This window comes from Paenibacillus sp. FSL R5-0923 (genome assembly GCF_038009145.1).
In the GTDB taxonomy this organism is placed as follows: domain Bacteria; phylum Bacillota; class Bacilli; order Paenibacillales; family Paenibacillaceae; genus Paenibacillus_AQ.
Genome location: NZ_JBBPAT010000001.1, coordinates 4,400,878 through 4,425,151, shown reverse-complemented (window position 1 = coordinate 4,425,151; position 24,274 = coordinate 4,400,878). Strand labels below are relative to the sequence as shown.

Sequence of the window (24,274 nt, the reverse complement as noted above, 5' to 3'; positions counted from 1 at the left end):
TAAACAAAAGAGGAGAGTATGATTTTGTTCAAAATCAAATCTTTAGCCAAACGTTTGATTGTCAGCTTATTAACGGTAGGTTTAATTGTACAGCAACCTATAAATGTTCCAAAAGCTGAAGCAGAAAATGTAAGCGTTATTACAGGATTATCCGATACCCCGGAGCATAACTTTTTGAATCTGTCATCCGATTCGACAAATCGAGAGGAACTAAATTTCAACACAGGTTGGTTATTCAAACGTGAAGATGTAAGCGGATCCCAAGAGGCAAATTTTGACGATAGCGGCTGGGAGGGAGTCAATCTACCTCATAGTGTGCGTCTGGAGCCGAAGATCAGCGGCGGCTCTAATCAAAGCTATCAAGGCTTTGCAACGTATCGAAGACATTTTACGCTCGACAATTCTTACAGCGGTAAGAAGCTATTTATAGAATTCGAAGGTGCGATGATCAATGCTGAAGTGTGGATAAACGGCACTTATCTAGGAAACCATCACGGAGGCTACACCCCTTTTACATTCGACATCACGAACTATGTTCAATTAGAGGGGGCAACAAACGTCATTACAGTCAAGCTTGATAACAGAGATGACCCACAAACGCCACCTGGCAAGCCGCAAAGTGGTTTGGACTTTCAATATTTCGGAGGAATTTATCGAGATGTTAAACTGCATGTCATGGACAATTTACACGTCTCCGATGCTATATACGCAAATAAGGTGGCGGACGGTGGCATCTTTGTTACTTACCCAGAGGTGAGTAAAGAGGAAGCGACGGTGCAGGTGAAGACAAATATCATCAATGAATACATGATCGCTAAGAACACCAGTGTAAAAACCACAATTGTAGACAGCAATAATCAAGTGGTTGCTACAATGGTGAGTGATCCACAGAAAATAGGAGCGGGAAGCGATTATACATTTATCCAATCGACGAAGATATCCAAACCACAGCTTTGGCATCCTGACCATCCTAATTTGTATACGGTGTATACCGCTGTGAATGATGGGGCTGCTTATGTAGATAGCTACAAGACCCGTATCGGAATTCGTCATATTCAATTTACACCTGATCAAGGCTTTCTCATCAATGGAGAAAAATTAATGTTAAATGGCGCAAATCGCCACCAAGAGTATTTGTATGTCGGCAATGCAATGCCTAATTCTGGACAGTACAGAGACGCTGTGCAGCTTCGAGAAGGCGGTTTTAATAACGTGCGTACGGGTCATTATCCACAGGATCCAGCATTCCTTGATGCGGCAGACGAGCTTGGATTGACTGTCATCTCCCCAACGCCAGGCTGGCAGTTCTTCGGAGATTCTGTCTTCCAAGAGCGTTCCTATCAAGCCATTCGGGATATGGTACGCCGTGATCGAAACCATCCGAGTATTATTATGTGGGAATCCAGCTTGAATGAAACGACATACTCATTGGAGTATGCACAAAATGCTCATAAAGCTACCCATGAAGAATATCCGGGAGATCAGACGTACACATCTGCAGAATACGGATTCTTCGGTAAAGAAGTTTATGATGTAAACTACAAAGAATTAGATACAGCATTCAAACCACTCTTTACGAGGGAATGGGGAGACGATTGGTCGGAAAGCGCGACAAGTCCAACGGGTTATCGATCGGTACGCAAAGTAGGCGAAACCGATATGCTCAACTCCATGATCATGCGTCAAAAGGCGCTAAATGGTGAAGGCTACTTCGACTGGGCGGGCCTCAATGCCAATTCACGTATAGCCGGACATTCGGTTTGGAGCTTTAGCGATAACAACCGGGGTATGGATTCTGACCCGGCATATTCAGGCCTAGTGGATCTGGATCGGTATCCGAAATTTAATTATTATTTCTTCCAGAGCCAGCGTAATCCTGCTGTGAAGCTAAGTGGTGTCGAATCTGGACCGATGGTCTATATCGCTAATTATTGGACACCATCTTCGTCAAGAAATGTCACAGTCGCTAGTAATACGAAGCAAGTTAAGCTTTATTTGAACGATACACTCATCGCTACCCAAAGTCCCGATAGTGGATTAAAGTATGTTACCCATCCGACATTTACATTTAACAATGTGTCCTGGGCGGCGGGAACATTACGAGCTGACGGATTGATTGACGGCAAGATCGTGGCTTCTCATACCGTGAAAACACCGGGAAAGCCACATCATTTGGCTGTTGATTACGATACGAAAGGGAAGGATCTTGTTGCAGACGGTTCCGACCTAGTGATGGCTTATATTACGGTGCGGGACGCTGACAATAACATTGTTCCAACAAACTCTATTTCTGTTTCCCTAAACTTGAGCGGTCCGGGGGGACTTATCGGTAATGGTGTAACGCGAACGTTTGCCAACCCTGTTGCCGTGGAAGGTGGCGTTGCCGCTGCAATCGTGAAATCCTCACTAACGGATGGCACTTTGAAATTAACGGCATCAGCGAGTGGATTGCTCCCTGGAAGCGCTGAAATCACCAGTATTTCAAGTCAAAGTGTATTCGTTCCTGGTGGAAGTGATGGAGGTGACAACTGGTTTGAAGGTGAGAATGTTGCTTTGAACAAACCTGTAATAACAAGTAGCGAGCAAAGCGGTAATCCAGGAACAAACGGCAATGCTGAAGACGAAAATGCTGGATGGACAGCTTCAAATAGCAGCTCGGATCAATGGTGGGAAGTCGATTTAGGAGAAGCCTATAACATTACGGGATCTGAAATCGTTTGGGCGAATAAGAGCTCCAATAATCAGTACAAAATTGATGTATCTGAAGATCAGGGAAATTGGACGACTATTTTGGATAAAACCCAATATAAGACGGCAACGGCGCTGCAAAGGGATAAGCTCGTTGCTAACGCACGGTATGTGCGAGTAACGTTAACGGGTGCACAAACAGGTCAGGCTGGTTTGAATGAGATAAAAGTATTTGGAGTAGCATCGTTTCAAAATCAGGCGACGCGGCATCCAGAGTTGGTGAATGTCGCATTAAATAAGTCCGTCAGTGCAAGCAGTTCGGTAACTGGCAACGAAGCTTACAATGCAAACGACGGAATCAATGCCACTTGGTGGGAGGCTAGCAGCAATGCACCTGGATGGTGGCAGGTCGACTTGGGTGCTTCCTACAATCTTTCAGGCAGTAAAATCCTTTGGGGAAGGGATAACATCTATTACTCCTACAGATTAGAGGTATCCGCCAACGGTAAAGAATGGTCGCAAGTGGCGGGCCGCTCGGCTTCAGGTCAAGATATGAGACCAGACAACTACACGGCAACTGGCGTTAGATATGTACGAGTATTTGTAGATTCTCTTGCAGGGGGCAGTGGTACGGAGAAGCCAGCGATCAAAGAAATTCAAGTCTACAGCGATCCTAAGAACATTGCGCTTAATAAGCCTGCTACCGCTGACAGCTCGCAAAATAATAACCCTGTCTCGGCAGGTAACGATGGAAATGAAACGACTCGTTGGAGCGTAGCCGACGGTAATGTTGGGCACTGGTACAAGGTTGACCTTGGGGCGATTTATGACTTATCGGGTACCAGGGTGAAATGGGAAATGGAGAATAAGAATTATGGATATCAAATCGAGGTTTCGGATGATGATGTAAACTGGGTGTCAGTAGCGAAAAAGTCAAGCTCACAGCAAGTACAGTTTGACTATTTCACTACACACGCAAGATATGTTCGAATCCAAGTGACGGAGTTGTCCGATAGTTGGGCGAGCTTCTGGGAATTTGATGTTTATGGCGCGGTTCCGGTTGATACGTCGTTGATTCCACAATCGCAAATGACAGCTACGGCAACGAGTGAAGAGACAAGCGGCGAGAATAATGACGCTTCGCAAGCCATCGACGGTAATTCGTCAACAATCTGGCATACGAAGTGGGATTTGTCTAATCCGCTGCCACAGTCGATCACCCTTAATCTTGGTAATACGCATGTCATTTCGAAACTAAAGTATTTGCCAAGACAAAATGGGGCACAAAACGGAAATATTACTTCTTATGAGATATTAACAAGTTTGGACGGAGTTAACTTTACACCTGTTACAAGCGGAAGCTGGGATGATGACAGTACTGAGAAAGTCGCGGATTTCGTTCCGGTTGCTAGTAGATACCTGAGACTTACTGCTATTGAAGGTCATGGTGGATTGGCTTCCGCAGCAGAGATTAACATCATGAAGAATGAGATGGGGGAGGACTATCAAGCCCTTGTAGCGCTCATTACAAGTGTGCAAAGTAAGCACGATAGTGCTGTAGAAGGGAATGAAGAGGGTCAGTATCCAGAAGGTTCAAAACAAACATTGCAAAAAGCTATTGATCAAGCGAAGAAAGTGCGCGATAGCTTATCTGTTACCCAGCAGCAATTGCAGCAAGCGGCGAATGACTTAATTGCTGCCTTGCAAGTGATGGAGGAGAGTATCAATAAACATGAGATGGTTCAATCGATCAGGATTACAAGTGGATCATCAGTGATTACGACTAAGAACGGAACTCTCCAATTAGGCGCTACCGTGCTGCCTACCAATGCTAATAGATCCGTAACATGGGCTGTGTATGAAGTAGATGGTATAACAGTAACGGACAAAGCGACCATCGATCTATCCGGTTTGCTGGCGGCTGTGAAAGATGGTACCGTGAAGGTTGTAGCTACAGCAACGGATGGCTCAGGTGTTCATGATGAAATGGATATTACCATAAGTGGTCAAACGGACATTATCGATCCAGGCACTGATCCAGTGAATGTTGAAAAGATAAACATCACAAGCTCAGGAAATGTGTCCACGATTACTTCTAAGAACGGAACCCTGCAATTAGGCGCTACCGTACTGCCTGCAAATGCTACGAATAAGTCAGTAACATGGGCTGTATACGGAGTAGATGGAATCACAGCAACGGATATCGCAACCATTGATGTATCCGGTTTGCTCACGGCTGTAAAAGATGGAACTGTGAAAGTGGTAGCTACAGCAATGGATGGTTCTGGTGCTCAAGGTGACATGGTTATTACCATAAGTGGTCAAATGCAAATTATTGATCCAGGTACAGGTCCAGGAACGGGCGTAGATCCAGGCAATCCAACGACACCAACAAGTCCAACGACACCACCGGCGAAAGAAGATCCACATCGTTATGTGCCAGCGGGAAAAGAACTGCAAAGTGAAACTGCACAGAATGGAACAACGAGCCTGACCATTAACATTGATAAGGAAGCTTTAGCGAAGAAATTAGAAGCACTTAACAAAACTACAGGAACCCCTAATCTCGATATTGAGATTCCAGGAGTGAATTCATGGAATGCAGTGAATCTTCCACTGGATGTCTTGTACAACAGCTTGAAAGCAAATAAGGACACAATCATAACACTAAGAGGCCATTTAGGCAGTTATGAACTTCCGCTTGCCAATCTTAATCGTGAAGAACTTGAGAAAGCAGCTAAAGTTGCGGGTGCAACCTTAATCATTCGAATGGATAATGTGACTTCACAGCATGAGCAGAAGTTTGAACAATCCATAGTAGAAAAAGGAATGAAACGAGTAAGCGACATTATCGCGTACAAAGTCATTCTTAAATCGAATGATAAAGAAGAAGAGCTTCAACGTTTCGGAAATCCGTTTATGACACGTGTCATAAATATGGATCGCGTTATTCAAGATCCATCGACTGCGACCGCTGTTTTATTCGATCCGGTTACAGGACAATTGCGGTTCGTACCATCGGTGTTTAATGTGAAGAACGGCAAGACTGAAGTTTCGATCTTCGGACATGCAAATGGTCTATACACCATCGTTCAGAACAAGAAAACATTCGATGATATGGGTGGACATTGGGCGCAAAAGGATGTTGAGACGTTGGCATCCAAACTGATCATTAACGGAATGACGGAGCGGACCTTTGCTCCAGCAAGCCAGGTCACACGAGCTCAATTTGCAGCACTATTAGTTAGAGGGCTGGGATTATCAACGGATTCGTTAACAAATGTGTTTACAGATGTTAGTGCCACAGCGTGGTATGCGCCGGACGTGAATACAGCAGCGAAACTCGGTTTGGTTCAAGGCGTTGGCGAAGGGAAGTTTAGTCCGGATACACAGATTACACGAGAGCAAATGGTCGTGATGATCATGAAAGCTATTCATCTCGTGCAAAGTGATAACGGAACTGAAGCGCAACAACGTACTCCATTTGCTGATCAGGACCAAATCTCTGATTATGCTAGCGAAGCGGTAACAGAAGCGGCAGAGAAAGGATTAATCAAAGGGAAAACAGAAACAACATTTGCTCCGCAAGACGCAGCAACACGTGCTGAGGCAGCGTTGATGATTAAACAGCTTTTGCAATATTTGAAGTTTATGAATTAAGTAATATTAAATAGGCTCGGTTCAAACGATAAGTTTGAGCCGAGTTTTTTGTTTCGTTGGAGCATCTAAGTACTCAGTCAGTTAATGGAATTGAGAGAATGAATTCAGTTCCTTCTCCTGATTTACTTCGTACATTTACATCACCGTTCATCGAACGGATCAGTTGATAAGAAAGCGTAAGTCCCAATCCGGTACCTTTGCTTTTAGTTGAAAAATAAATGCTTCCCAGTCGATCCATCTGCTCGCTACTCATTCCAACCCCATTATCAATTATTATTATTTTTGCGAATTGGGATTGACGCTCGATACGGATGCTCACAATACCTGTTGAATGAACAGTGCAAGCTTCTATCGCGTTTTTGATGAAATTTATAAATAGTTGTTTGATTTCAGTAGGATTTGCAGATACATATAGTTTATCCTCCAAGGGGTGTATCTCCAAAGTAACGTTATTCATATTGGCGTACGGCGTTATGATATCTACAATTGAGTAGATTTGCTGCACAAGTTCAATTTTCTCTACCATAGAATGATTAGGTTTAGCTATCGATAAATATTCAGATAGAATAACTTCTGTCCGCTTAATCTCTTCAAGGCAAATTTCAATATATTTCTGACTCTTTTCTCTTGTGATCGAATCATCCTTCAATAATTTTAAAAATCCCATAACGGCTGTAAGTGGATTACGGACTTCATGAGCTAGAGAGGCTGCGACATGAGCAATCGTTTCCGATTTTTCACTTTGAAGATACCTGAGATATAATTCCTTATCAGAAACTGCTTTATTAAAAAGGGAAATCAATATCCAAATTCCGAGGAAATTTTGTACTGGCATAACGAGGATATTGAACTTTAAATGCTGTATCGTGTATTGGTATTCCGTTGCAAACATAGTACCTATTGGAATAATGGAAAAGCATATCCCTGCAATGAGTGTAATAAGCTTTCGGTACTCGGAACGACGACGGTATAGATTGGATAACAATGCGGATAAGGAGAAAGTGATGGAGAGAATAATTATCGCGGAAAATAGTCCCTGGCCACCTATAAGCAAGCGGTATACTAGAAACTCAACGAGAAGAAACACTCCAGTAGTTATGCCGCCATACACCATTCCGAAAAACATGATCACGTAACGAATGTCGAATATGATTCCATTTTGTACACTAACAGGAAAGGTCATCGACATAAAAAGGCAAAACATACAAGCAATCGTAATAAATTGTTTTGAATAGTTTTCGGCTTTGTCACGATAGTAAATGGTATAAAGGACAAAAGGGGTTAGGGCAAACAATAATTGCAGTAAAATATCCTTAACATACAGCATATTAGCCCTCCCAATAGTTTAGAAAGAATTTGATATACTGTTTATTCGTTGTGACTATGAATTCCTCCTTCTGAGGGAGCGATGTGAAGGCACTAAAAATAACTATTGAGAAGAAAGTTACATATTCAGGAAGAATTATACTGTGCGTGCGAAACCTGTCGTTTAATCATTTCAAGTAAAAAGGCTGATGAACAACTTTTAGTAATTAAAAGTTGTTCATCAGCCTTTAGTTGATCATTTCATCTGAGTTTACTCAATCTTAGATATCCCACCACTGATCAGATTCACCTTGATATCAATCTTTTCGATGCTGCTTGAATCGAGCGGTAAGATTCCTTTATCATTCAGTTTGTTCCACTCTTTTGGAAGATTACGATAGAATATTCCTGAGAGTCCATATACATCGGCATTTATTTCTAAACCTTTCAAGTAAGTTTCCCTAATCTGATCATCAATTACTTTTATCGCTTTCAGTTCAATATCTTTTCGATTAAGGTTTGCGCTCAATTCCGGAAGAGTGCCCTGCATAGACACTTTAATATCGAAAATAGGTTTGCCATGCTTCATCTTGGGTTTAATAGAGAATTTAACTTTGTTCATGACGATCACAGCAAGTACTTCTTTGTCATCTTTGATTATCAGAGGCGTTCGTTGCGTCTTTTTTTCCAGCCATCGAACCCCTAATATCTCTTTAGACTTCAGGCAACCACGAAATTGCTCATTTTGCAGAAAGCAGATCCCCGTCATGCTAATGTTAGGGGAAGGTTCCTTATTACTGGTCCAGTCTGGCGCAATTTCAAGAAAAGGTAATCGAACCGTTTCGGCTTTCTCTCTCCATTTCCATATAAACTTGTACAGATACAACGGAGCGACAACCGAGCTCTGTTCATAGGTTCGCATGGGACTGTTAAGCTGCGAGTAGATCACTGACAGATCGGCGATCGACGGGGTAGTCAGCACTTCTTCCATAGGATCGTTGGTTGCCATGGTCCAAACGGTATATCGAAATTCATAATATCGATCCCAAACGTCCAATACTTGATTGATGACGCTACCCTTCTTTAGCGCTGCTTCACTAAATACGATTGTTTTCACATTACTCCAGATAATTCTTTGTGGACTAGTGGCATATAAATTAAATATTGCCGCATCAAACGAATCTCCTTCTGCTTTCCCTATGAAGGTTTTTTGTTCTTGGCTCTGCCCCGCCTCTTTTTTCGCAATGCCACTAAAGTTAACCATTTGAATATAAACAACGACTTTGTTATCTACATAATCGACGCCTAATGTATTCACATAGATCATATGCTCAATTTCTTTTGATCCCCAACAACCTGTAAGCAGCATGGAGAGCAGAGCAGTAACAAGCATGCATCGGATCAATTTCATGATCGCTCTCGTCCTTTATTTCCCGTATTGTCCGTGAATTTTCCCTTTCCCCACGGCATTCTGAAAATAACTTTATAAAAATCCTTCCAGTGAGGCGGGGATAGAGGGGAAAGATAGTAGGTGCCGAAAGAACGTAGATTGACCATAAAGAGGATCAGTGCAAGCAGACATGTCATCGTACCAAACAACCCCAGAAACCCGCTAATGATGAGAATAGCAATTCGAAGCAAGCTAACAACGCTAACTAATGACTGGTTGACCAATGTAAAGGTAGCCAATACTGAAATGGCTATTACCACAATCGTACCTGGACCTGCAATGCCGGCGCTAATGGCTGCCTGACCGATAATTAAACCTCCAACTACCGATAAGGTCTGGCCATAAGCAGTAGGTAATCTCATCCCTGCTTCCCGAAAAATCTCAAACAAAATGAGCATCACAATCGCCTCCAAGGGAGCCGGAAGAGGCACGCCTTGTCTCGAATTTACTAACGTTGCAAGCAGCGTAAAGGGGATTTGATCTTGATGAAACGTAGTAAGCGCGATCCAAAAGCCCGGCAAAAACAAGGAAAGCATAACCCCTAGGACTCTTAATAACCTAGTAAAAGCAACAAAGATATTTACCATATGTGCATCTTCCGAAGTATTCAACAAGAAGCTAAAGCTCACTGGCGCTATAATCACAGTAGGCGAACCATTCGTCAAAAGCACAAATTTGCCATGAAGCAGTGAATTCGCAGCATAGTCAGGTCTGCCCGTATATGCGAATAATGGAAAAAATGAAAACCCAGTCAGACTTTCTTCAAGCTGGGTGCTACTCACCAATCCCTGGATTTGAATGTTGGTTAGTTTTGACTTGATCTCATCTAGTACATGAGGTTTAATCGTTTCCTTGAGATATAAAAGATGAACTTCAGTCGCGGTTTGGATTCCAATACTGAATTGTTCAACAGCCAATAATTCTGTCTTAAGTCTTTTTCGAATAAGGGCAATATTGGTAAATGATTCTTCCGTAAAACCATCCTTAGGCCCTCTTGTGGACACTTCTGTATTGGGTTCTTCAGGTTGCCGTTTAGGTGGATCAGCCAATTTCACAACATAGTATTGATTCGATGGCGTAAAAAGAAGGAAAAGATCACCATTAAGCACAGTATCAATCATTGAAGCATTAATCTCTTTTGATGGAAGGGGGGTCATGTGAAACGGAACCTTTTGCATAAGATCGAGTTCATTCGATGTGAGAATAGATTCCGGGATCTTTTTTAATTCCGGGATGATATATTCTTCCACTTTGATTTCATCGCACAACCCCTGGCAATACACCAGTTGAACGGCATTGTTCGAGTCAGACAAAGAGATAGTTAGTCTCTTAATGTCTGAACTTGAACCAAATACTCGTGTGAACACATCCTCGAACGTATTGGATTCCTTTTGCTCAGGCTCTTTCATGATGTTGCTTTCCCCTTTCGTTGAGCCAAGCTAATCAGCCCTGCAATAATTACAGAAAAAGCGAGTACCCCCCATAAAGAAAAGGGAAGTACATAGTGAGCTAACATACTCAGAAAAAATTGGTCACTAAATGGAATGGCTGTGAACACTACAATAGCAAAAGAAATGCTTCCAAGAACCAACATTTTCACTTTTTTACTTTGAATTTGGAGTATATCGAGAATTAGAAACATAGTTAGAGAAATTCTCAGAAAAGCACCACTGAACCATTGATAAACGCTAAAAAAATCTAGATGCTCAATGTATCGTCCAATCGTCAGCAATCTCCATTCTTCATACGCGGGAAATCTGAGTTTATTAGCCTCATCCGGACCAAATTCAACAATTGCACCAATTATCGGACCCATGGTTAGACCTAAGATAAGCAGGATCATGATCATAAACGATAGATATGACAATCGCGATTTGATGTGATGTTGCATAAAGAAAAGCATGATGACCTCAACAAAACCTGCTCCTACGTACACGCTCCCTTTCCAAACGGGCTGCATACCGTGCTCAAGCATCGGTCTTAATAAGGAATAATCTTTATGAGTTGTATTAGAGAACATTATAAAAAAACCCAATATAATAACAAAAGGCAGCAAAATAGCAGCGGTATTCGCGAGCGAGTGAATACCTAAATAAGCATTTATCACAGAAATCAAAAGTAATACGAACGTAAGGACCAGTATAGGTGTCTCTGGTGAGAAGGTCAGATGCACCCAGTATACAGTGTCTCTAGTTGTAATCATGCATAAGACAAACAAATATACACTAGCGACTACCGCAAGAATACGGCTCACGATAGGAGGGTAAGCTTTAGCCAGCCAAGCGAAAAGATGCTGTTTTTTGATTTTGGTAGTACTAATGTGCAGGATAAAGATCCAAACTAGCGCACATGCCCCAGCAAGCAGCACTGAGATCCAGGCGTCACGCTTTGCCGCGTCCAATAGGATGGGGATGATAATGACATGATTTAGAAGGCCTGTACTCAGCATAATAATCATGATGGATTGAATAAACGTAATATTTGTTTTGATTTTCCTCATCCTCCTAAATAAACCGGACCCACCGTCTACCTTATAATGCCATTCTTGGAGTTGATTTATTCTGAGAATTGAGCAGTGCAAAACGTAAAGAGCCGAGCGGATATCCGCTCGGCTCAAAGTGTTATTATTTAGCGCTCCATAAGGCAACACGATCCTGCACATATTTGGTGTAGCCTTTTTCCATTTTTTCTACTCCGGCTTTCTCCAGAGCTGCCATGTAGTCTGCCCAGATTTTATCGAAATCTGCTGGTTTGGCAAGAATGGCTTCCGGAATACGTTTCCATGTAATATCTCTCATTTTGTTACCTAAAACGGTGACCTCATCTTCACCTGGAATCGCGATATTCCACGCTGCACCATAGGCCTTTTCAGTGAATTCTTCTTCTTTCGGGAATAGATCCTTCCAAGTGGTTGCCTTGTAGGCAGCTAAAGTTTCTTTCTCAACATCGCTATACCCAAGTACAAGTTGTTCCGGGAAGTTTTTAGTGTAATAATTTCCACTTGCATCCTTAGCGCCGTCTCCGTAATGAACCATCATATTCCAGTAGAAGCCGATTCCTGTCTCCTTGGTGAAGGCTGTGTTGTCATTGTTGATGCGATCTTGTACATCTGTCGGAACGATCCGTTTGCCGTTCTCTATCACATAATGCTTACCTTCAATTCCCCAGTTATTCAAGATTTGTCCTTCGTCAGAAGCGAGAAAATCCAGGAACTTAATTGTACGAATCGGATCCGGATTTGTGCTGGAGATCGAGATGCCATAACCACCCATGAAGCCGGTAGGCCAGAAGCTAGTTTCCTTGTATTCTTTCGTTAATGTTACCGGATAATGACCATAAGTTTGATCGAACTTTCCTGCCGTTTTCAACGCTTGTTGAGCATCATTATAATCCCAATCTTGATCAATCAATCCAAGCACACGTCCTGTGGCTACTTTAGCTTTGTACTGGTCATACTTTTGCACGAAGCTCTCTTTGTCTAGCAATCCGATATCATTCATATGATTCAGCCAGCGGAAATACTCTTTCTCCTCCGGACGGCGAAAGTGGTAGATCGCCTCATGTGTCTGTTGATCTACGTAATATTCCCCGTCATCCGAACCGCCTGTCGTTGCAACAGCAGGGTTAGTGACGGAAATGTACATATGCCAATCATCCGCGTTAAGGGAGACTCCGATGTTCTTGTTGCCGTTCTCATCAGTTGGATGTTTCTCAAGATAGGCTTTAATTACATTCTCATAATCGGTGACTGTTCTGATTTCAGGGTATCCGGCTTCCTTCAAGACGCGATGTTGAAGCTCAAATCCACCGCCAGCCACGAATTTCTTCTCATCAACCGCTGCCCAGGTAGGAATGGCATAAATCGATTGGTCTTCATTCGTGTATTTTGCCCGGGCAAGGTTGTCACCAAGCACACGTTTAATATTTGGTGCATACTTGTCGATTAACTCCGTTAAATCGATGATTGCTCCAGCATCTACAAGTTTACCGATATCAGCTTTGGCAGAGATGATATCCGGATAATCACCACCAGCAGCGATTAAGGCGATTTTTTGTTGTGGATCACCTACCGCAAATTCCGCATCGAGTGTGACGCCTGTTTTCTCTGTAATCACTTTACTGATGTCGTCTTTCATATTGTTCCAGTTCGGATTTGGATCTTCAGCGAAGAAGGAGAGTGTAAGCGGGCTTAAATCTTCGGCTTGTGCAGTTGCTTCCGCGGTAGCCTCTGCAGTTGCACTAACTTCATTCGTTGGTTTAGTTCCTTCGTTGTTATCAGCTGTTTTGTTGCTTGATCCGCTACAACCTGCCAGCACACTAATTAGTAAAGTCAAGACCATCAACATCACATGCGATTTTACTGTATTTCTTGTCATGAATAGAAACCCTCCCTTTTTCTGGTCAAAAAATGTATTGTGTATACAGGCTGAGCCTGCTTATACCATTACCGTACTAACTCTTTACTGAACCCAAAGTCATACCTTTAACAAAGTAGCGCTGCAAAAATGGATAGACGATTAGAATAGGCACTGTGACTACGATCGTGATTGCCATTTTGACTGATTCCGGAGAAATCTGTGCCATAACCTCTGTCATATTGCGACCTCGGAAATTGTCCGCATTAGTTGTCGTACTCTGTATGACCTTCATTAGCTCGAACTGCAGGGTGGTCAATGAATCCTTGGAACCATTGTAAAGATAAGTATCAAGCCATGAATTCCATTGGCCAACGGCGAGGAAGAGAGCGATGGTTGCCAGGGCAGGCTTGGTCAGCGGAAGAATAACCCGCCAATAAATCGTGAAGTCATTAGCCCCGTCCAACTTAGCGGATTCCTGCAGCGCATAGGGCAAGCCATCGATAAAGGAACGGATGACAAATACATTAAATGCGCTGACTAGACCGGGGAGGACATACACGCCAAAGGTTCCTATCATATGAAGATCTTTAATCAGGATGTAGCCAGGGATGAGACCACCTGAGACATACATCGTAAGCGCGAGAAATGTAGAGACGAACTTTCGGGCTTGGAAGTCTACCCGACTCAGAGTGAAAGCTAACATGGAGGCACTAACCAACCCAAGAATCGTGCCAATCAGCGTACGTAATATAGAGATTTTGAGTCCGGTCATCAGCCCGGAATAGGCAAAGATCGTCTCATAGTTCTTAATAGTGAAGACGCGTGGATATATCGTAATTCCACCCTTAATGCTGTCAGTGGAGTCGTTAAAGGAAATTGCCAACACATTCAGAAAAGGATATAGCGTAACTATGGTCACTACAGTGATCGCAATATAGACTACCAGATCGAAGATGCGGTCCGACCATGACACGGCGGCCAGTTTTTTACTTAGCATAAGGGCCTCCTATATGATGCTTTCTTTGGTTATTTTTTTGAATATCCCGTTGGCGACAAACAGCAGAATCACACTTACCACAGAATTGAAGATATTAATGGCTGTACCGAAGGAGAAGCGGCCCATGCCAAGCCCGTAGTTCAATGCGTAGAGATCCAGCGTCTGTGAGTAGTCGCGCACCAGGTTATTGCCTAGCAGGAACTGCTTCTCGAACCCAATGCTAATTAAATGTCCGATGGAAATAATGAGCAGAATAATGATGGTTGTCTGAATACCTGGAAGTGTAATGTTTCGTACTTGCTGCAGGCGACTTGCACCGTCTACTCTTGCTGCTTCATAAAGCTCTGGACCTATACCTGAGATAGCTGCAAGGTAAATGATTGTGTTCCACCCGGTTTCCTTCCAAACATCAGAAGCTGTGACGATCCCCCAGAATAAATGACCTTTAGCCATGAATTGTATAGGTTCACTAATTAGATGAAGACTTAGCAGCAGGTCGTTTACCGCACCGTTATCGGTAGAGAGCATCTTGGTAATAATTCCGGCAGCAACCACCCAAGATACGAAGTGGGGGAGATAGGAGACTGTCTGTACAAACCGTTTCAGAAACTGAAGCCGTAGCTCGTTCAGAAGGATAGCAAAAATGATGGGAATAATGAATCCAGCCAACAAGCCCATGATGCTCATAGCGAGTGTATTGCGAAGTGCATTAAAGAATTGATCATCTTGAAAAAGCTCTCTGAAGTACTGTAAGCCGACCCATTTTTGATCGAAAAAGGATTTCCCGGGTTTGTATTTCTGAAAAGCCATCGTCCAGCCCCATAAAGGCAAATAATTAAATACAAATGCCCAGAGCACAAATGGGAAGGCCATCATATAGAGGTATTTCTGCTGTATAAAAGTTGGCCAAAAGCGTGAAGTAGGCTTCTTCAGCTCCGGTTGAGCTTTTGAGGTAATCGCTTTCATTTATGTCCCTCCTTCGATATGCCATAATCATAATCTACAGAAAGTGAAAGAAACACCCGAATATTTTATATAAAAAACAGGGTTATATTTGCTATTTTCGTAAGCGTTTTCTGAAAAATATTGAGTCTTTTTCAATTCTTTCTGCGGTAGTCGGAGGGAGAGACACCTTCATGCTTCTTGAATTTTTCACGAAAATAATCTACATCACTGATGCCCACTTCGTTTGCGACCTGATGGATTTTGTAGCCTTGAGTAAGCAGTTCCTTGGCCTTCTCCATGCGGACATTATCTAGATAGCTGTTAAAGGAATACCCCGTGCTGTTCTTAAAAAGCTTCCCTAGATAAGCGCTACTATAACTAAGTACATCCGCTAGCGTGTCGAGCTTAAGATTCTTATTATAATGTCGATGGATGAGGTCCAGCATCCGCTTTAGGAAGACCTCCATATCGTCGCGGGTAATGCCTTTTGCATAATACTCAAGAAGAGTGGAGGCATAGCGCTGCAATTGAGGCAGAGAGGTATGTTTATAGATTTGTTCAATTTGCTCATCCATGTTGCTGTGCAGAGGACTCAGCTCCTTATATTGAAACGAGAGTTTGTTGAGTAGATAAGAGACGATACGCACATAACGCGATTTCACGGCCATCTCGGAATAATCGGCGGTAATCATAAGTTCTCCAGCTTCTTGAATCAGGGTGAAGAGTAACGCGCAATTGCCGGTATCCATACAAAAAAACATCCGTTCTAGAACGGACTCCAGCCGGTTCTCTATTTCCTCTGAACTAACTGTCAGCCCATTCTTTATTTTCATGGAATCCGGTCCAATCATCCCCGTCTCGTCATAGAAGAAATGCTCTTTCATCCTTGCCAGCGCCGATAGGTGGGAGACGGAGATATCCTCCAGAGAGTTCACCATATCACCTGCGGTGATGATACATTCAAGTTCATGGTCAAATACTACTTGCTGTATATTCTGGACCATTAACTTATGTACAAGTTCTTTCTGAAATGAGGGCTGAAGCAGAACCCCCAAATAAGAATCTAGCAAGAATACTATGCCCCAGTCATTTTCTTCAAAGCTTTTTGCAAGTCTCGCCTTTACGACTGTTGAAGGTCCATGATCCGCATTGTCCTGAAGTATCAGCCTAATCAGAACCACTTGATAGGAATCCCATAGTAGTTCTGCTTCAAGAACGGTTGCCTCCATTATTGACGGATTCTGCGCACTTCGATCCATTAACAAGGATTGAACTAGCATTTCCCGGTTCCATACTTTGATTGCGGCCTGTTTCTTACGATCAGTAATACGTCCATCCAGCTCAATGGACAGATTCTCCAAGTATAGCTGTAGTTCATCTTCATCTACAGGCTTGAGCAAATAGGTATCAATGCCAAAGGATAACGCTCGCTTAGCATAGTTAAAATCCGCATAGCCACTGAGGATGATGATGTGCATTTCCGGATCAAGTGCTCTCAGCTCTTCAACAAGCTCTAGACCATCTCTACCGGGCATACGGATATCTACGATCATTAAATCAGGGGAGTAAAGTTCATATTTATGTTTAGCCTCAATGGCATTTGCGGCGGAATCGATGACTTGATATCCAAGACTCTCCCAGTCTAGCAGAGCAACTAGTCCTTCACGGATCGCCAGCTCATCATCCACTATCAACACGCTATACATAAGAATCACTCCTTAATGGAATCGCAAAGCTGATTTGCGTTCCGAATCCGATTTGACTTGCTAAGGTCAGCCCAAATTGTGGACCGTAGGTCAGCTGCAGCCGCAAATGAATATTGCGCATCCCAATATTATTAGTTTCATAGTCATCATTGTTATTCAACATCTTCCTAATTTCTTGTATCCGTGTTTTTGAAATACCCACTCCATTGTCAGATACCTGAACCTTTAGATAACTGTCTTCTAAGCGGATTTCCACCCGAACCATGCCGCCTTCAATTCGATTCTCCAATCCGTGGATGACACAATTCTCTACCAGGGGCTGAATAATTAAAGGGGGAATTTGAAAAGGATTCGCCTTTGGGTCCACAAGTAGCTCATAAGTGAGTCTGTCATCATAGCGGAATTTTTGGATGACTAGGTAACTGTTCACGGTTTCTAGCTCACTTTGCAGACTGATCATCCCATTGCCGACCTCAAGGTTTTTACGCATCATTTTTCCCAGCAGTCGAACGACTTGAGAAATATCCGCTTGTCCTCTGACAAGAGCTTTCATTCGGATTGATTCTAGGGCATTGAAGAGGAAGTGAGGATTGATCTGGCTGGCCATCATCTTGAATTTAATTTCATTTTGCTTAAGCTGAGTCGCATTTTTCTGTCGATTAGATTCTTGTACCTCACTCATTAGTTCATTAATGTTCCGAACCATATGATTGAATTGTCTGGCAAGCTGACCGATTTCATCTTTACCGTCAATAACAAGCGTGGCTCCTAAATTTCCCGCAGCGACCTTAGAAATATGTTTGCTCAAATGTAGCATCCTTCCGGTGAGTAGCCGTGAGACATAGTAAATCAAGAGAATAGCCATAATCATTGCTGAAAGAATTACAATTGAAGCTAGAAAGATAATTCGGTTGGGCTCATCGACGATGCTTGCTACAGAAAAAATGGAAATGATACGCAGGCTATTCAAGCTTCCTCCGGGTTGCCAGTGATCGATCACCATTTTGAAGGGTTTGCCATCAATGGTTACATCGTGGGGACCTTGCCCTGTAGCGGATAAGGTTGCTAGGTCAATATTCGACAGTGATTTATCTTGTGTATCTACACGATTTGAGGCGACAATATTGTCGTTCTCATCCATAATAAGAGTTTCAAAAGATTCTTGGTTGAGGATCGCATTGAGCTTTTTGGTATTCACATTCACGACTAGCACACCGGTGGTTCTCGCCTTAAAAAAATTGACCTTTCGGATTAGACTTAAATAATATTGTCCATTACGGTTGTCTCGAATATAATTCCAGCAGACCAGTCCCCTTTGGGCTAGTGCGGTTTGGTACCATTGTTCCTGCGTAACACTCTCATTCGTCTGTAGAAACTCCCAGTTGTTGAGAACCGTTGGATTATCGATATATAAGCGGATACTGGAAACTTCGTTGTATAGTCGAACAAAATCACGGAAATCAGGATAGTTCCAGTAAGCTTCAACAACATCATAGACAGACTCATAACGATGATTGGCAACCTCTTCAAGCCGGCTATCATTCGATAGGCGATAAGCAATATCAAGCGGGATGTTGAGCATTTCGCCAGTCCGTTTTTTCACACGATCCACGTTGGCTGTAATCTGCTCAAGCGCATTAGCCATTGCCATATTCCGTAGTTCATTTGTAAGGAACAGCCCTACAATTAAGACCGGGATTAGAACAACACAGCCAAATGACAGAAATAACTTCGTTCTGAGTCTTAGATTATTCATAAGAGTGATGATACGAGCATACAAGACTAAGGGCCACCTCCTGCATCGGAATGTTAACGCTTACATAAAAGTATATCGTTAAACGAACTTCCATTATATGTGATCATATAGGGATTTATTGTCTTCTGTTATGGAGTTTTGGAAAGAGGATATATTATATAAAAATCTACAAAAAAATAGAAAACCACTGATCTAGTCAACTAGATCAGTGGTTTTTTTTATCCAATTGAATGGTCTCGATTTTCTTTACCGAAGAATAATTCTTAAACCAGAATGCGGACCCTTATGAGGATTTGGTTTGAATGACAGACTTATTCTTTAAAATAGGGTGTAATCCCTTTTGAATATAGGTTCTCTACTAACTTGAAAAATTCTTCTGACGATAAATCCTTTTGACGCTGGAGCCAAAGACGAAATAAAGAAAGGGCAGTTGTCAGGTAAAACTCAATGAAGTATGGTGTTAAGGATTGGTTTTGCGGAACGTTTAATTCTAATTGATCCAAAGTGATTTCTTTTTTTAAGCGTTTTAAAAAACGGGCACTTCCATAATCACCCAAAAGGGCATTAAGAACCAGGAGATGTTCTTTTTTATCCAGACAATAGAGCGTATCTTGAACCTTATCCATCGATAGCTCTTTATTTGCCAATTCTTTTTTCATTTCATTCAATAGGTCATTTTCAACAGAGTCTAACAATTCGTAAATGTCAGTAAAGTATTGATAAAAGGTGCTGCGGTTATATCCTGACTTATTCGAAATTTCCTGAATCGAAATTTTCTCAATCGGCTTTTGGCTATATAACTCACAAAAAACTTCTACAAACTTTTGTTTTGTTTTCTCCGTTATTTGGGGTTGCTTTTTCATGTTTCCCTCCTATTAGTGAATAAGAATATCATCCGACAAATCATAAAAAACTGATGGTTGATCAAGGAATAATGAAGATTTATAATCACATCATACAACATGTTGTCGGATAATCAAAAGGGAATATTAATAAGTAGGGGTGGTTTATATGTCAGCAAAACAAGATAGAATTTTAATTTTTGGTGCAGGTGTCATCGGGAGCATGTACGCAATTAAGCTTATTGAAGCAGGGTTTGACGTTAGCTTGTTTGCACATTCGAATAGATATAAATCATTAAGAGAAAATGGCCTGCAGTATATAGAAAAAGGTACAGTTAGATCGATACAAGTGAATGTTATTGATACGCTCGAAAATGACGATGTATACGATTTTATTTTCGTTACCGTTCGTTATGATCGGTCCGAAGCAGCGTTGTTAGCGCTAAAAGATAATCAAAGCAAAAATATAGTTACGATGACTAGTAATTCAATTGGATTTTCTTCGTGGCTGGATATCGTAGGGGATAGACTTTTACCAGCTTTTCCCGGCTTCGGCGGACAGATTAAAGATGGAGTATTGCATGCTCGATTTCTACCAAAGTTTATAGCGGCAACTGCATTTGGAGAAATTAATGGTGTAGTGACAGAGCGCATAGAAAACCTTGCAAAATTATTTAAAACTGCAAAGCTTCCCTACGTTATTAAAAAAGATATGCAAGCGTATCTAATCACACATTCCGTATCAGACATTGCCATGTTGAGCTTTTTGCATTCTGAGAATAAGATCATTGACAAAAAAACAGCCAGAACTAGAAAGACGGCACGTGAAATAACATTCACTTTAAAAGCGTATTTAAGGGCAATACAAAAAGCTGGCGTTTCAATTGATCCACCAATGCTTAAAAAGGTGCTTAAATTTCCAAACTTATTTTTGGATCTTTTCTTTATGACATGGCTACGGACTAAAATGGTTAGGGATATGATGTTGCCGGATTATGCGAATAATGCTAACAATGAGATTGTGCAGCTGAGTAATGATTTAATGAAATTTTTAAGTCAACATGATATCAAATCGGAAATACATGTTCAGTAATTTTTTGTTAAAATATTATAGTATTGTGGAGGGGCTTGTAATGAACATAATTAATCTGATATATGACAAGTAAAAGGGGGACGCTAAGTCCTCTTTTTTTGTCTGTAATTTCTTTATATTTCCATTTATAACCACAAAAGAACAATACTTTTTGGGGTAAAACCTTTAATTTGAACAGATTAAATTGTACGTAAGCTATGATAAACTTCTATTTGAAATCGCTTACAATTATATAAATGGAAGGATGTGGTGATCTCGGGAGTTTTACCAAACAACAAAGAAAACCACAGACGATTGCTTGGAATACTAGAGGTCAGTCAAGTAGTATGTAATCAAAAAAATCTTAGGAGGTAGATTATGTTTAAGATGAATAAGAAAATCTTGACTGTATTATTCGCAGCTACAATGAGCTTTAGCTTGTTTGCAGCAACTACAAATGCGGCGACAGATTATTGGCAAAATTGGACTGATGGTGGAGGAACAGTAAATGCTACGAATGGATCAGGTGGGAATTACAGTGTTACATGGTCAAACACTGGGAACTTTGTTGTCGGTAAAGGCTGGAATACCGGATCACCAACAAGGACAATAAACTACAATGCCGGAGTCTGGGCGCCTTCCGGTAATGGATATTTGACACTCTATGGGTGGACGAGAAACTCACTCATAGAATATTACGTCGTTGATAGCTGGGGCACTTATAGACCAACTGGAACATTTAAAGGTACCGTAACCAGTGATGGTGGCACATATGACATCTATACGACTACCCGAACCAACGCACCTTCTATTGACGGCACTGCAACTTTCACTCAGTTCTGGAGTGTAAGACAGTCGAAGAGAGCAACTGGGAGTAATGTTGCTATCACTTTTAGCAACCACGTTAACGCATGGAAGAAATATGGAATGAATTTGGGAAGTAGTTGGGCTTACCAAGTGTTAGCTACTGAGGGATATCAAAGTAGTGGGAGCTCTAACGTAACGGTGTGGTAACAGGTAAACTGTAGCCTCTTAATCGATGATAATACTAAGGACTGCCGGTCTCACAACCGGCGGCCTTATTTATTCCAAAAGAATACTTACATACTACTAAGATTATCGTCACGACTTTTTATTTTCCTATCCGTTCAAAGGAGATAAATCAATGAGAAAACTATTGAGTTTCCTATTTATAGCAACAATAGTTGTTATCAGCGCTTGCTCACAAGAAAAGCCTGAAACGAGTAATGACAATGTATTTGTAAAGGGAGGGACTTTTATAAACACAAAGTCCAACTACAATGGTGCAACCCTATCGAACTTTTATATCGGTAAATATGAGGTAACTCAAAAAGAATGGATTGAGGTAATGGAAAGTAATCCCTCAGAATTCAAGGGCGACAATTTGCCGGTTGAAATGGTTAGCTGGTATGACGTTGTTGAGTACTGTAATAAGCGGAGTATAAAAGAGGGTTTAACACCCTATTACAATATAGATAAGAATAAAATAGATACAAATAATAAGAGCGAAAACGATAATATAAAATGGACCGTAACGATCAATGAAGGTGCTAATGGTTATCGATTACCGACAGAAGCAGAGTGGGAATATGCTGCAGGTGGAGGTCAATTAAGCAAGAGTTACACCTACAGTGGAAGCAATAATGCAGATGAGGTAGCATGGTATTGGAAAAACGCTGGAGATAAATATTTATCGGGAAAATGGAACTGGCCTATCATTGAAAACAACAATAATAAAACAAAATCAGTTGGTGTCAAACAGCCCAACGAGTTAGGACTTTATGATATGTCAGGGAATGTAAGGGAATGGTGTTGGAACTGGTACGGGGATAGAGGAAGCGATGTCGGTTCTTTCCGGGTTGTGAAGGGCGGCGGTTGGATCGGCAACATCACCAACAACGAAATATCTTTTCAAGGCAAGTTCGACGCAAATGGCATGGGACCTGATCAAGGCTTTCGTGTGAGTCGTGGTGAGTAAACGGCGGGAAGGTTATTCACTTTTAAGTTAAGACTCCATTTCGTAGGCAATGATAAAATGATCTAGCCAATAAGCTGTTTCCGGTACTCTACCGGAAGCAGCTTATTTAATTTCGTTTATTTCCAACTACAAAAGATCTAAACTTTTCACGGTATAAGCTTTAGTTTATGCATATGAAAAAATTAGGACAATGATAGAATCTAATTGTTTCCGCTTACATTAATAAATATAGAATAAAAAGGATGTTGATCAAACAGGTTGCACAGCATCTTAGTAAGATTAGTTGCAGTATAACCAAGAGGATGACAGCAAATGAAACAAAAGAGAATGCGTTTGTTTTTAGTAATCATTATTTGTTTTATGCTTGCATTGCCTGCAGTAAGTGTAAATGCCGCAACAACGATCACATCTAATCAAAGTGGCACCCAAGACGGCTACTACTATGAGCTATGGAAGGATTCCGGTGCCACGAGTATGACTCTTGATAGTGGAGGTACATTCAGTGCTCAGTGGAGCAACATCGGAAATGCTCTGTTCCGTAAAGGTAAGAAGTTCGATGAGACCCAGACACACCAGCAAATTGGAAACATAACTGTTAACTACAGTGCCAACTACCAACCAAACGGCAATTCGTATTTATGTGTCTACGGATGGACCGTTGATCCACTAATCGAATATTACATCGTTGATAGCTGGGGGAGCTGGCGTCCGCCTGGTGGAACGTCTAAAGGTACCATTACCGTTGATGGGGGAACATATGACATATATGAGACTACCAGAGTCAACCAACCTTCAATTAAAGGCACAGCAACCTTTAAACAATATTGGAGTGTCCGGACGACCAAACGTACAAGCGGAACCATATCTGTAAGTGAACACTTTAATGCGTGGGAGAGCAGAGGAATGTCAATGGGGAAGATGTATGAAACTTCGCTTACGGTAGAGGGTTATCAAAGTAGTGGAACAGCTACCGTGACTAGCAATACAATTACGATCGGAGGTAGCGGAGGTACGAATCCGACGCCAACGCCTAATCCGACTTCAACGCCAAACCCAACCTCCACACCAAATCCGGGCACAAGCACAAAAATAGAAGCTGAAAATATGACCAAAAGTGGTCAGTATACCTCCAATTTAAGCTCACCATTCTGTGGAGTGGCTTTATACGCCAACAATGATCTAGTGAAATATACACAGAATTTTACGACCGGTACCCATAATTTTTCACTCCGCGGGGCTTCAAATAACTCCAATATAGCGAGGGTCGATTTGAAAATCGGCGGGGTAACCAAGGGCATCTTTTACTTCGGGGGAAGCAGTCCCGCCGTTTATACTCTAAACAATGTCAGTCATGGAACCGGAAATCAAGAGATCCAGCTCGTCGTAACAGCTGATAACGGGACATGGGATGCTTATCTTGATTATCTGGAAATCCAGTAAATATTCCAAACACGGAAATTGGAGCCGGACTGCTTAATGTAGAGACAAAATGAAAA

15 protein-coding genes are annotated in these 24,274 nt (G+C 41.8%); 5 read left to right on the top strand and 10 right to left on the bottom strand.

The window, feature by feature from the left end:
- Positions 1–24 precede the first annotated feature (24 nt).
- Entirely contained in the window at positions 25–6,348 is a 6,324-nt protein-coding gene (locus MKX35_RS19745) for a discoidin domain-containing protein (RefSeq protein ID WP_341044404.1), read from the top strand.
- Between the two features lie 73 nt (positions 6,349–6,421).
- Here MKX35_RS19745 and MKX35_RS19740 read toward each other — a convergent pair whose 3' ends face one another.
- The 10 genes from MKX35_RS19740 to MKX35_RS19695 all read right to left on the bottom strand — a co-directional run bounded on the left by MKX35_RS19740 (position 6,422) and on the right by MKX35_RS19695 (position 19,728).
- Positions 6,422–7,675 (bottom strand): sensor histidine kinase, encoded by a 1,254-nt coding sequence (locus tag MKX35_RS19740; RefSeq protein WP_076287026.1) that lies wholly within the window; start codon positions 7,673–7,675, stop codon positions 6,422–6,424.
- A 249-nt stretch (positions 7,676–7,924) separates the two neighbouring features.
- The gene (locus MKX35_RS19735) at positions 7,925–9,064 is read right to left on the bottom strand and encodes a Ger(x)C family spore germination protein (RefSeq protein ID WP_076287027.1); all 1,140 of its coding nucleotides are present in this window, start codon (positions 9,062–9,064) and stop codon (positions 7,925–7,927) included.
- Positions 9,061–10,512 (bottom strand): spore germination protein, encoded by a 1,452-nt coding sequence (locus tag MKX35_RS19730; protein ID WP_076301140.1) that lies wholly within the window; start codon positions 10,510–10,512, stop codon positions 9,061–9,063. Before MKX35_RS19730 ends, MKX35_RS19735 begins: the two co-directional genes overlap by 4 nt.
- Positions 10,509–11,603, bottom strand: coding sequence for a GerAB/ArcD/ProY family transporter (locus MKX35_RS19725; RefSeq protein ID WP_076301139.1), 1,095 nt, complete (start codon positions 11,601–11,603; stop codon positions 10,509–10,511). Before MKX35_RS19725 ends, MKX35_RS19730 begins: the two co-directional genes overlap by 4 nt.
- Positions 11,604–11,727: 124 nt before the next feature.
- Positions 11,728–13,479: an ABC transporter substrate-binding protein gene (locus MKX35_RS19720; RefSeq protein WP_076301138.1), complete on the bottom strand. Its 1,752-nt coding sequence runs from the start codon at positions 13,477–13,479 to the stop codon at positions 11,728–11,730.
- A gap of 76 nt (positions 13,480–13,555) precedes the next feature.
- On the bottom strand, positions 13,556–14,458 hold the full coding sequence (locus tag MKX35_RS19715; protein WP_076301137.1) for a carbohydrate ABC transporter permease: 903 nt from the start codon (positions 14,456–14,458) through the stop codon (positions 13,556–13,558).
- 9 nt (positions 14,459–14,467) lie between these two features.
- Positions 14,468–15,424, bottom strand: coding sequence for an ABC transporter permease (locus tag MKX35_RS19710; protein ID WP_076301136.1), 957 nt, complete (start codon positions 15,422–15,424; stop codon positions 14,468–14,470).
- Between the two features lie 131 nt (positions 15,425–15,555).
- Complete coding sequence (locus tag MKX35_RS19705) at positions 15,556–17,109, bottom strand: response regulator transcription factor (protein WP_076301135.1); 1,554 nt, start codon at positions 17,107–17,109, stop codon at positions 15,556–15,558.
- Positions 17,102–18,889, bottom strand: coding sequence for a cache domain-containing sensor histidine kinase (locus MKX35_RS19700; RefSeq protein ID WP_076301134.1), 1,788 nt, complete (start codon positions 18,887–18,889; stop codon positions 17,102–17,104). The genes MKX35_RS19705 and MKX35_RS19700 overlap by 8 nt, the downstream gene beginning before the upstream one ends.
- Positions 18,890–19,176: 287 nt before the next feature.
- Complete coding sequence (locus MKX35_RS19695) at positions 19,177–19,728, bottom strand: TetR/AcrR family transcriptional regulator (RefSeq protein WP_076301174.1); 552 nt, start codon at positions 19,726–19,728, stop codon at positions 19,177–19,179.
- A gap of 148 nt (positions 19,729–19,876) precedes the next feature.
- Between MKX35_RS19695 and MKX35_RS19690 the strand changes: the two genes are divergently transcribed.
- From MKX35_RS19690 to MKX35_RS19675, 4 genes are all read left to right on the top strand, one after another.
- Complete coding sequence (locus MKX35_RS19690; RefSeq protein WP_340969413.1) at positions 19,877–20,800, top strand: ketopantoate reductase family protein; 924 nt, start codon at positions 19,877–19,879, stop codon at positions 20,798–20,800.
- Between the two features lie 357 nt (positions 20,801–21,157).
- Positions 21,158–21,793 (top strand): glycoside hydrolase family 11 protein, encoded by a 636-nt coding sequence (locus tag MKX35_RS19685; protein WP_042188200.1) that lies wholly within the window; start codon positions 21,158–21,160, stop codon positions 21,791–21,793.
- A gap of 151 nt (positions 21,794–21,944) precedes the next feature.
- Entirely contained in the window at positions 21,945–22,778 is an 834-nt protein-coding gene (locus MKX35_RS19680) for a formylglycine-generating enzyme family protein (RefSeq protein WP_076301104.1), read from the top strand.
- A gap of 312 nt (positions 22,779–23,090) precedes the next feature.
- A complete protein-coding gene (locus MKX35_RS19675) occupies positions 23,091–24,218 on the top strand; it encodes a glycoside hydrolase family 11 protein (protein ID WP_076301105.1) in 1,128 nt (375 codons plus the stop codon).
- Positions 24,219–24,274 lie beyond the last annotated feature (56 nt).

Excerpts from the sequence above, each read along its gene's own strand:
- MKX35_RS19715 (WP_076301137.1), bottom strand. The coding sequence starts at position 14,458 with ATGCTAAGTAAAAAACTGGCCGCCGTGTCATGGTCGGACCGCATCTTC.
- MKX35_RS19680 (WP_076301104.1), top strand. The coding sequence starts at position 21,945 with ATGAGAAAACTATTGAGTTTCCTATTTATAGCAACAATAGTTGTTATC.
- MKX35_RS19695 (WP_076301174.1), bottom strand. The coding sequence starts at position 19,728 with ATGAAAAAGCAACCCCAAATAACGGAGAAAACAAAACAAAAGTTTGTA.
- MKX35_RS19710 (WP_076301136.1), bottom strand. The coding sequence starts at position 15,424 with ATGAAAGCGATTACCTCAAAAGCTCAACCGGAGCTGAAGAAGCCTACT.
- MKX35_RS19730 (WP_076301140.1), bottom strand. The coding sequence starts at position 10,512 with ATGAAAGAGCCTGAGCAAAAGGAATCCAATACGTTCGAGGATGTGTTC.
- MKX35_RS19705 (WP_076301135.1), bottom strand. The coding sequence starts at position 17,109 with ATGTATAGCGTGTTGATAGTGGATGATGAGCTGGCGATCCGTGAAGGA.
- MKX35_RS19675 (WP_076301105.1), top strand. The coding sequence starts at position 23,091 with ATGAAACAAAAGAGAATGCGTTTGTTTTTAGTAATCATTATTTGTTTT.
- MKX35_RS19720 (WP_076301138.1), bottom strand. The coding sequence starts at position 13,479 with ATGACAAGAAATACAGTAAAATCGCATGTGATGTTGATGGTCTTGACT.
- MKX35_RS19685 (WP_042188200.1), top strand. The coding sequence starts at position 21,158 with ATGTTTAAGATGAATAAGAAAATCTTGACTGTATTATTCGCAGCTACA.
- MKX35_RS19740 (WP_076287026.1), bottom strand. The coding sequence starts at position 7,675 with ATGCTGTATGTTAAGGATATTTTACTGCAATTATTGTTTGCCCTAACC.
- MKX35_RS19735 (WP_076287027.1), bottom strand. The coding sequence starts at position 9,064 with ATGAAATTGATCCGATGCATGCTTGTTACTGCTCTGCTCTCCATGCTG.
- MKX35_RS19690 (WP_340969413.1), top strand. The coding sequence starts at position 19,877 with ATGTCAGCAAAACAAGATAGAATTTTAATTTTTGGTGCAGGTGTCATC.
- MKX35_RS19725 (WP_076301139.1), bottom strand. The coding sequence starts at position 11,603 with ATGAGGAAAATCAAAACAAATATTACGTTTATTCAATCCATCATGATT.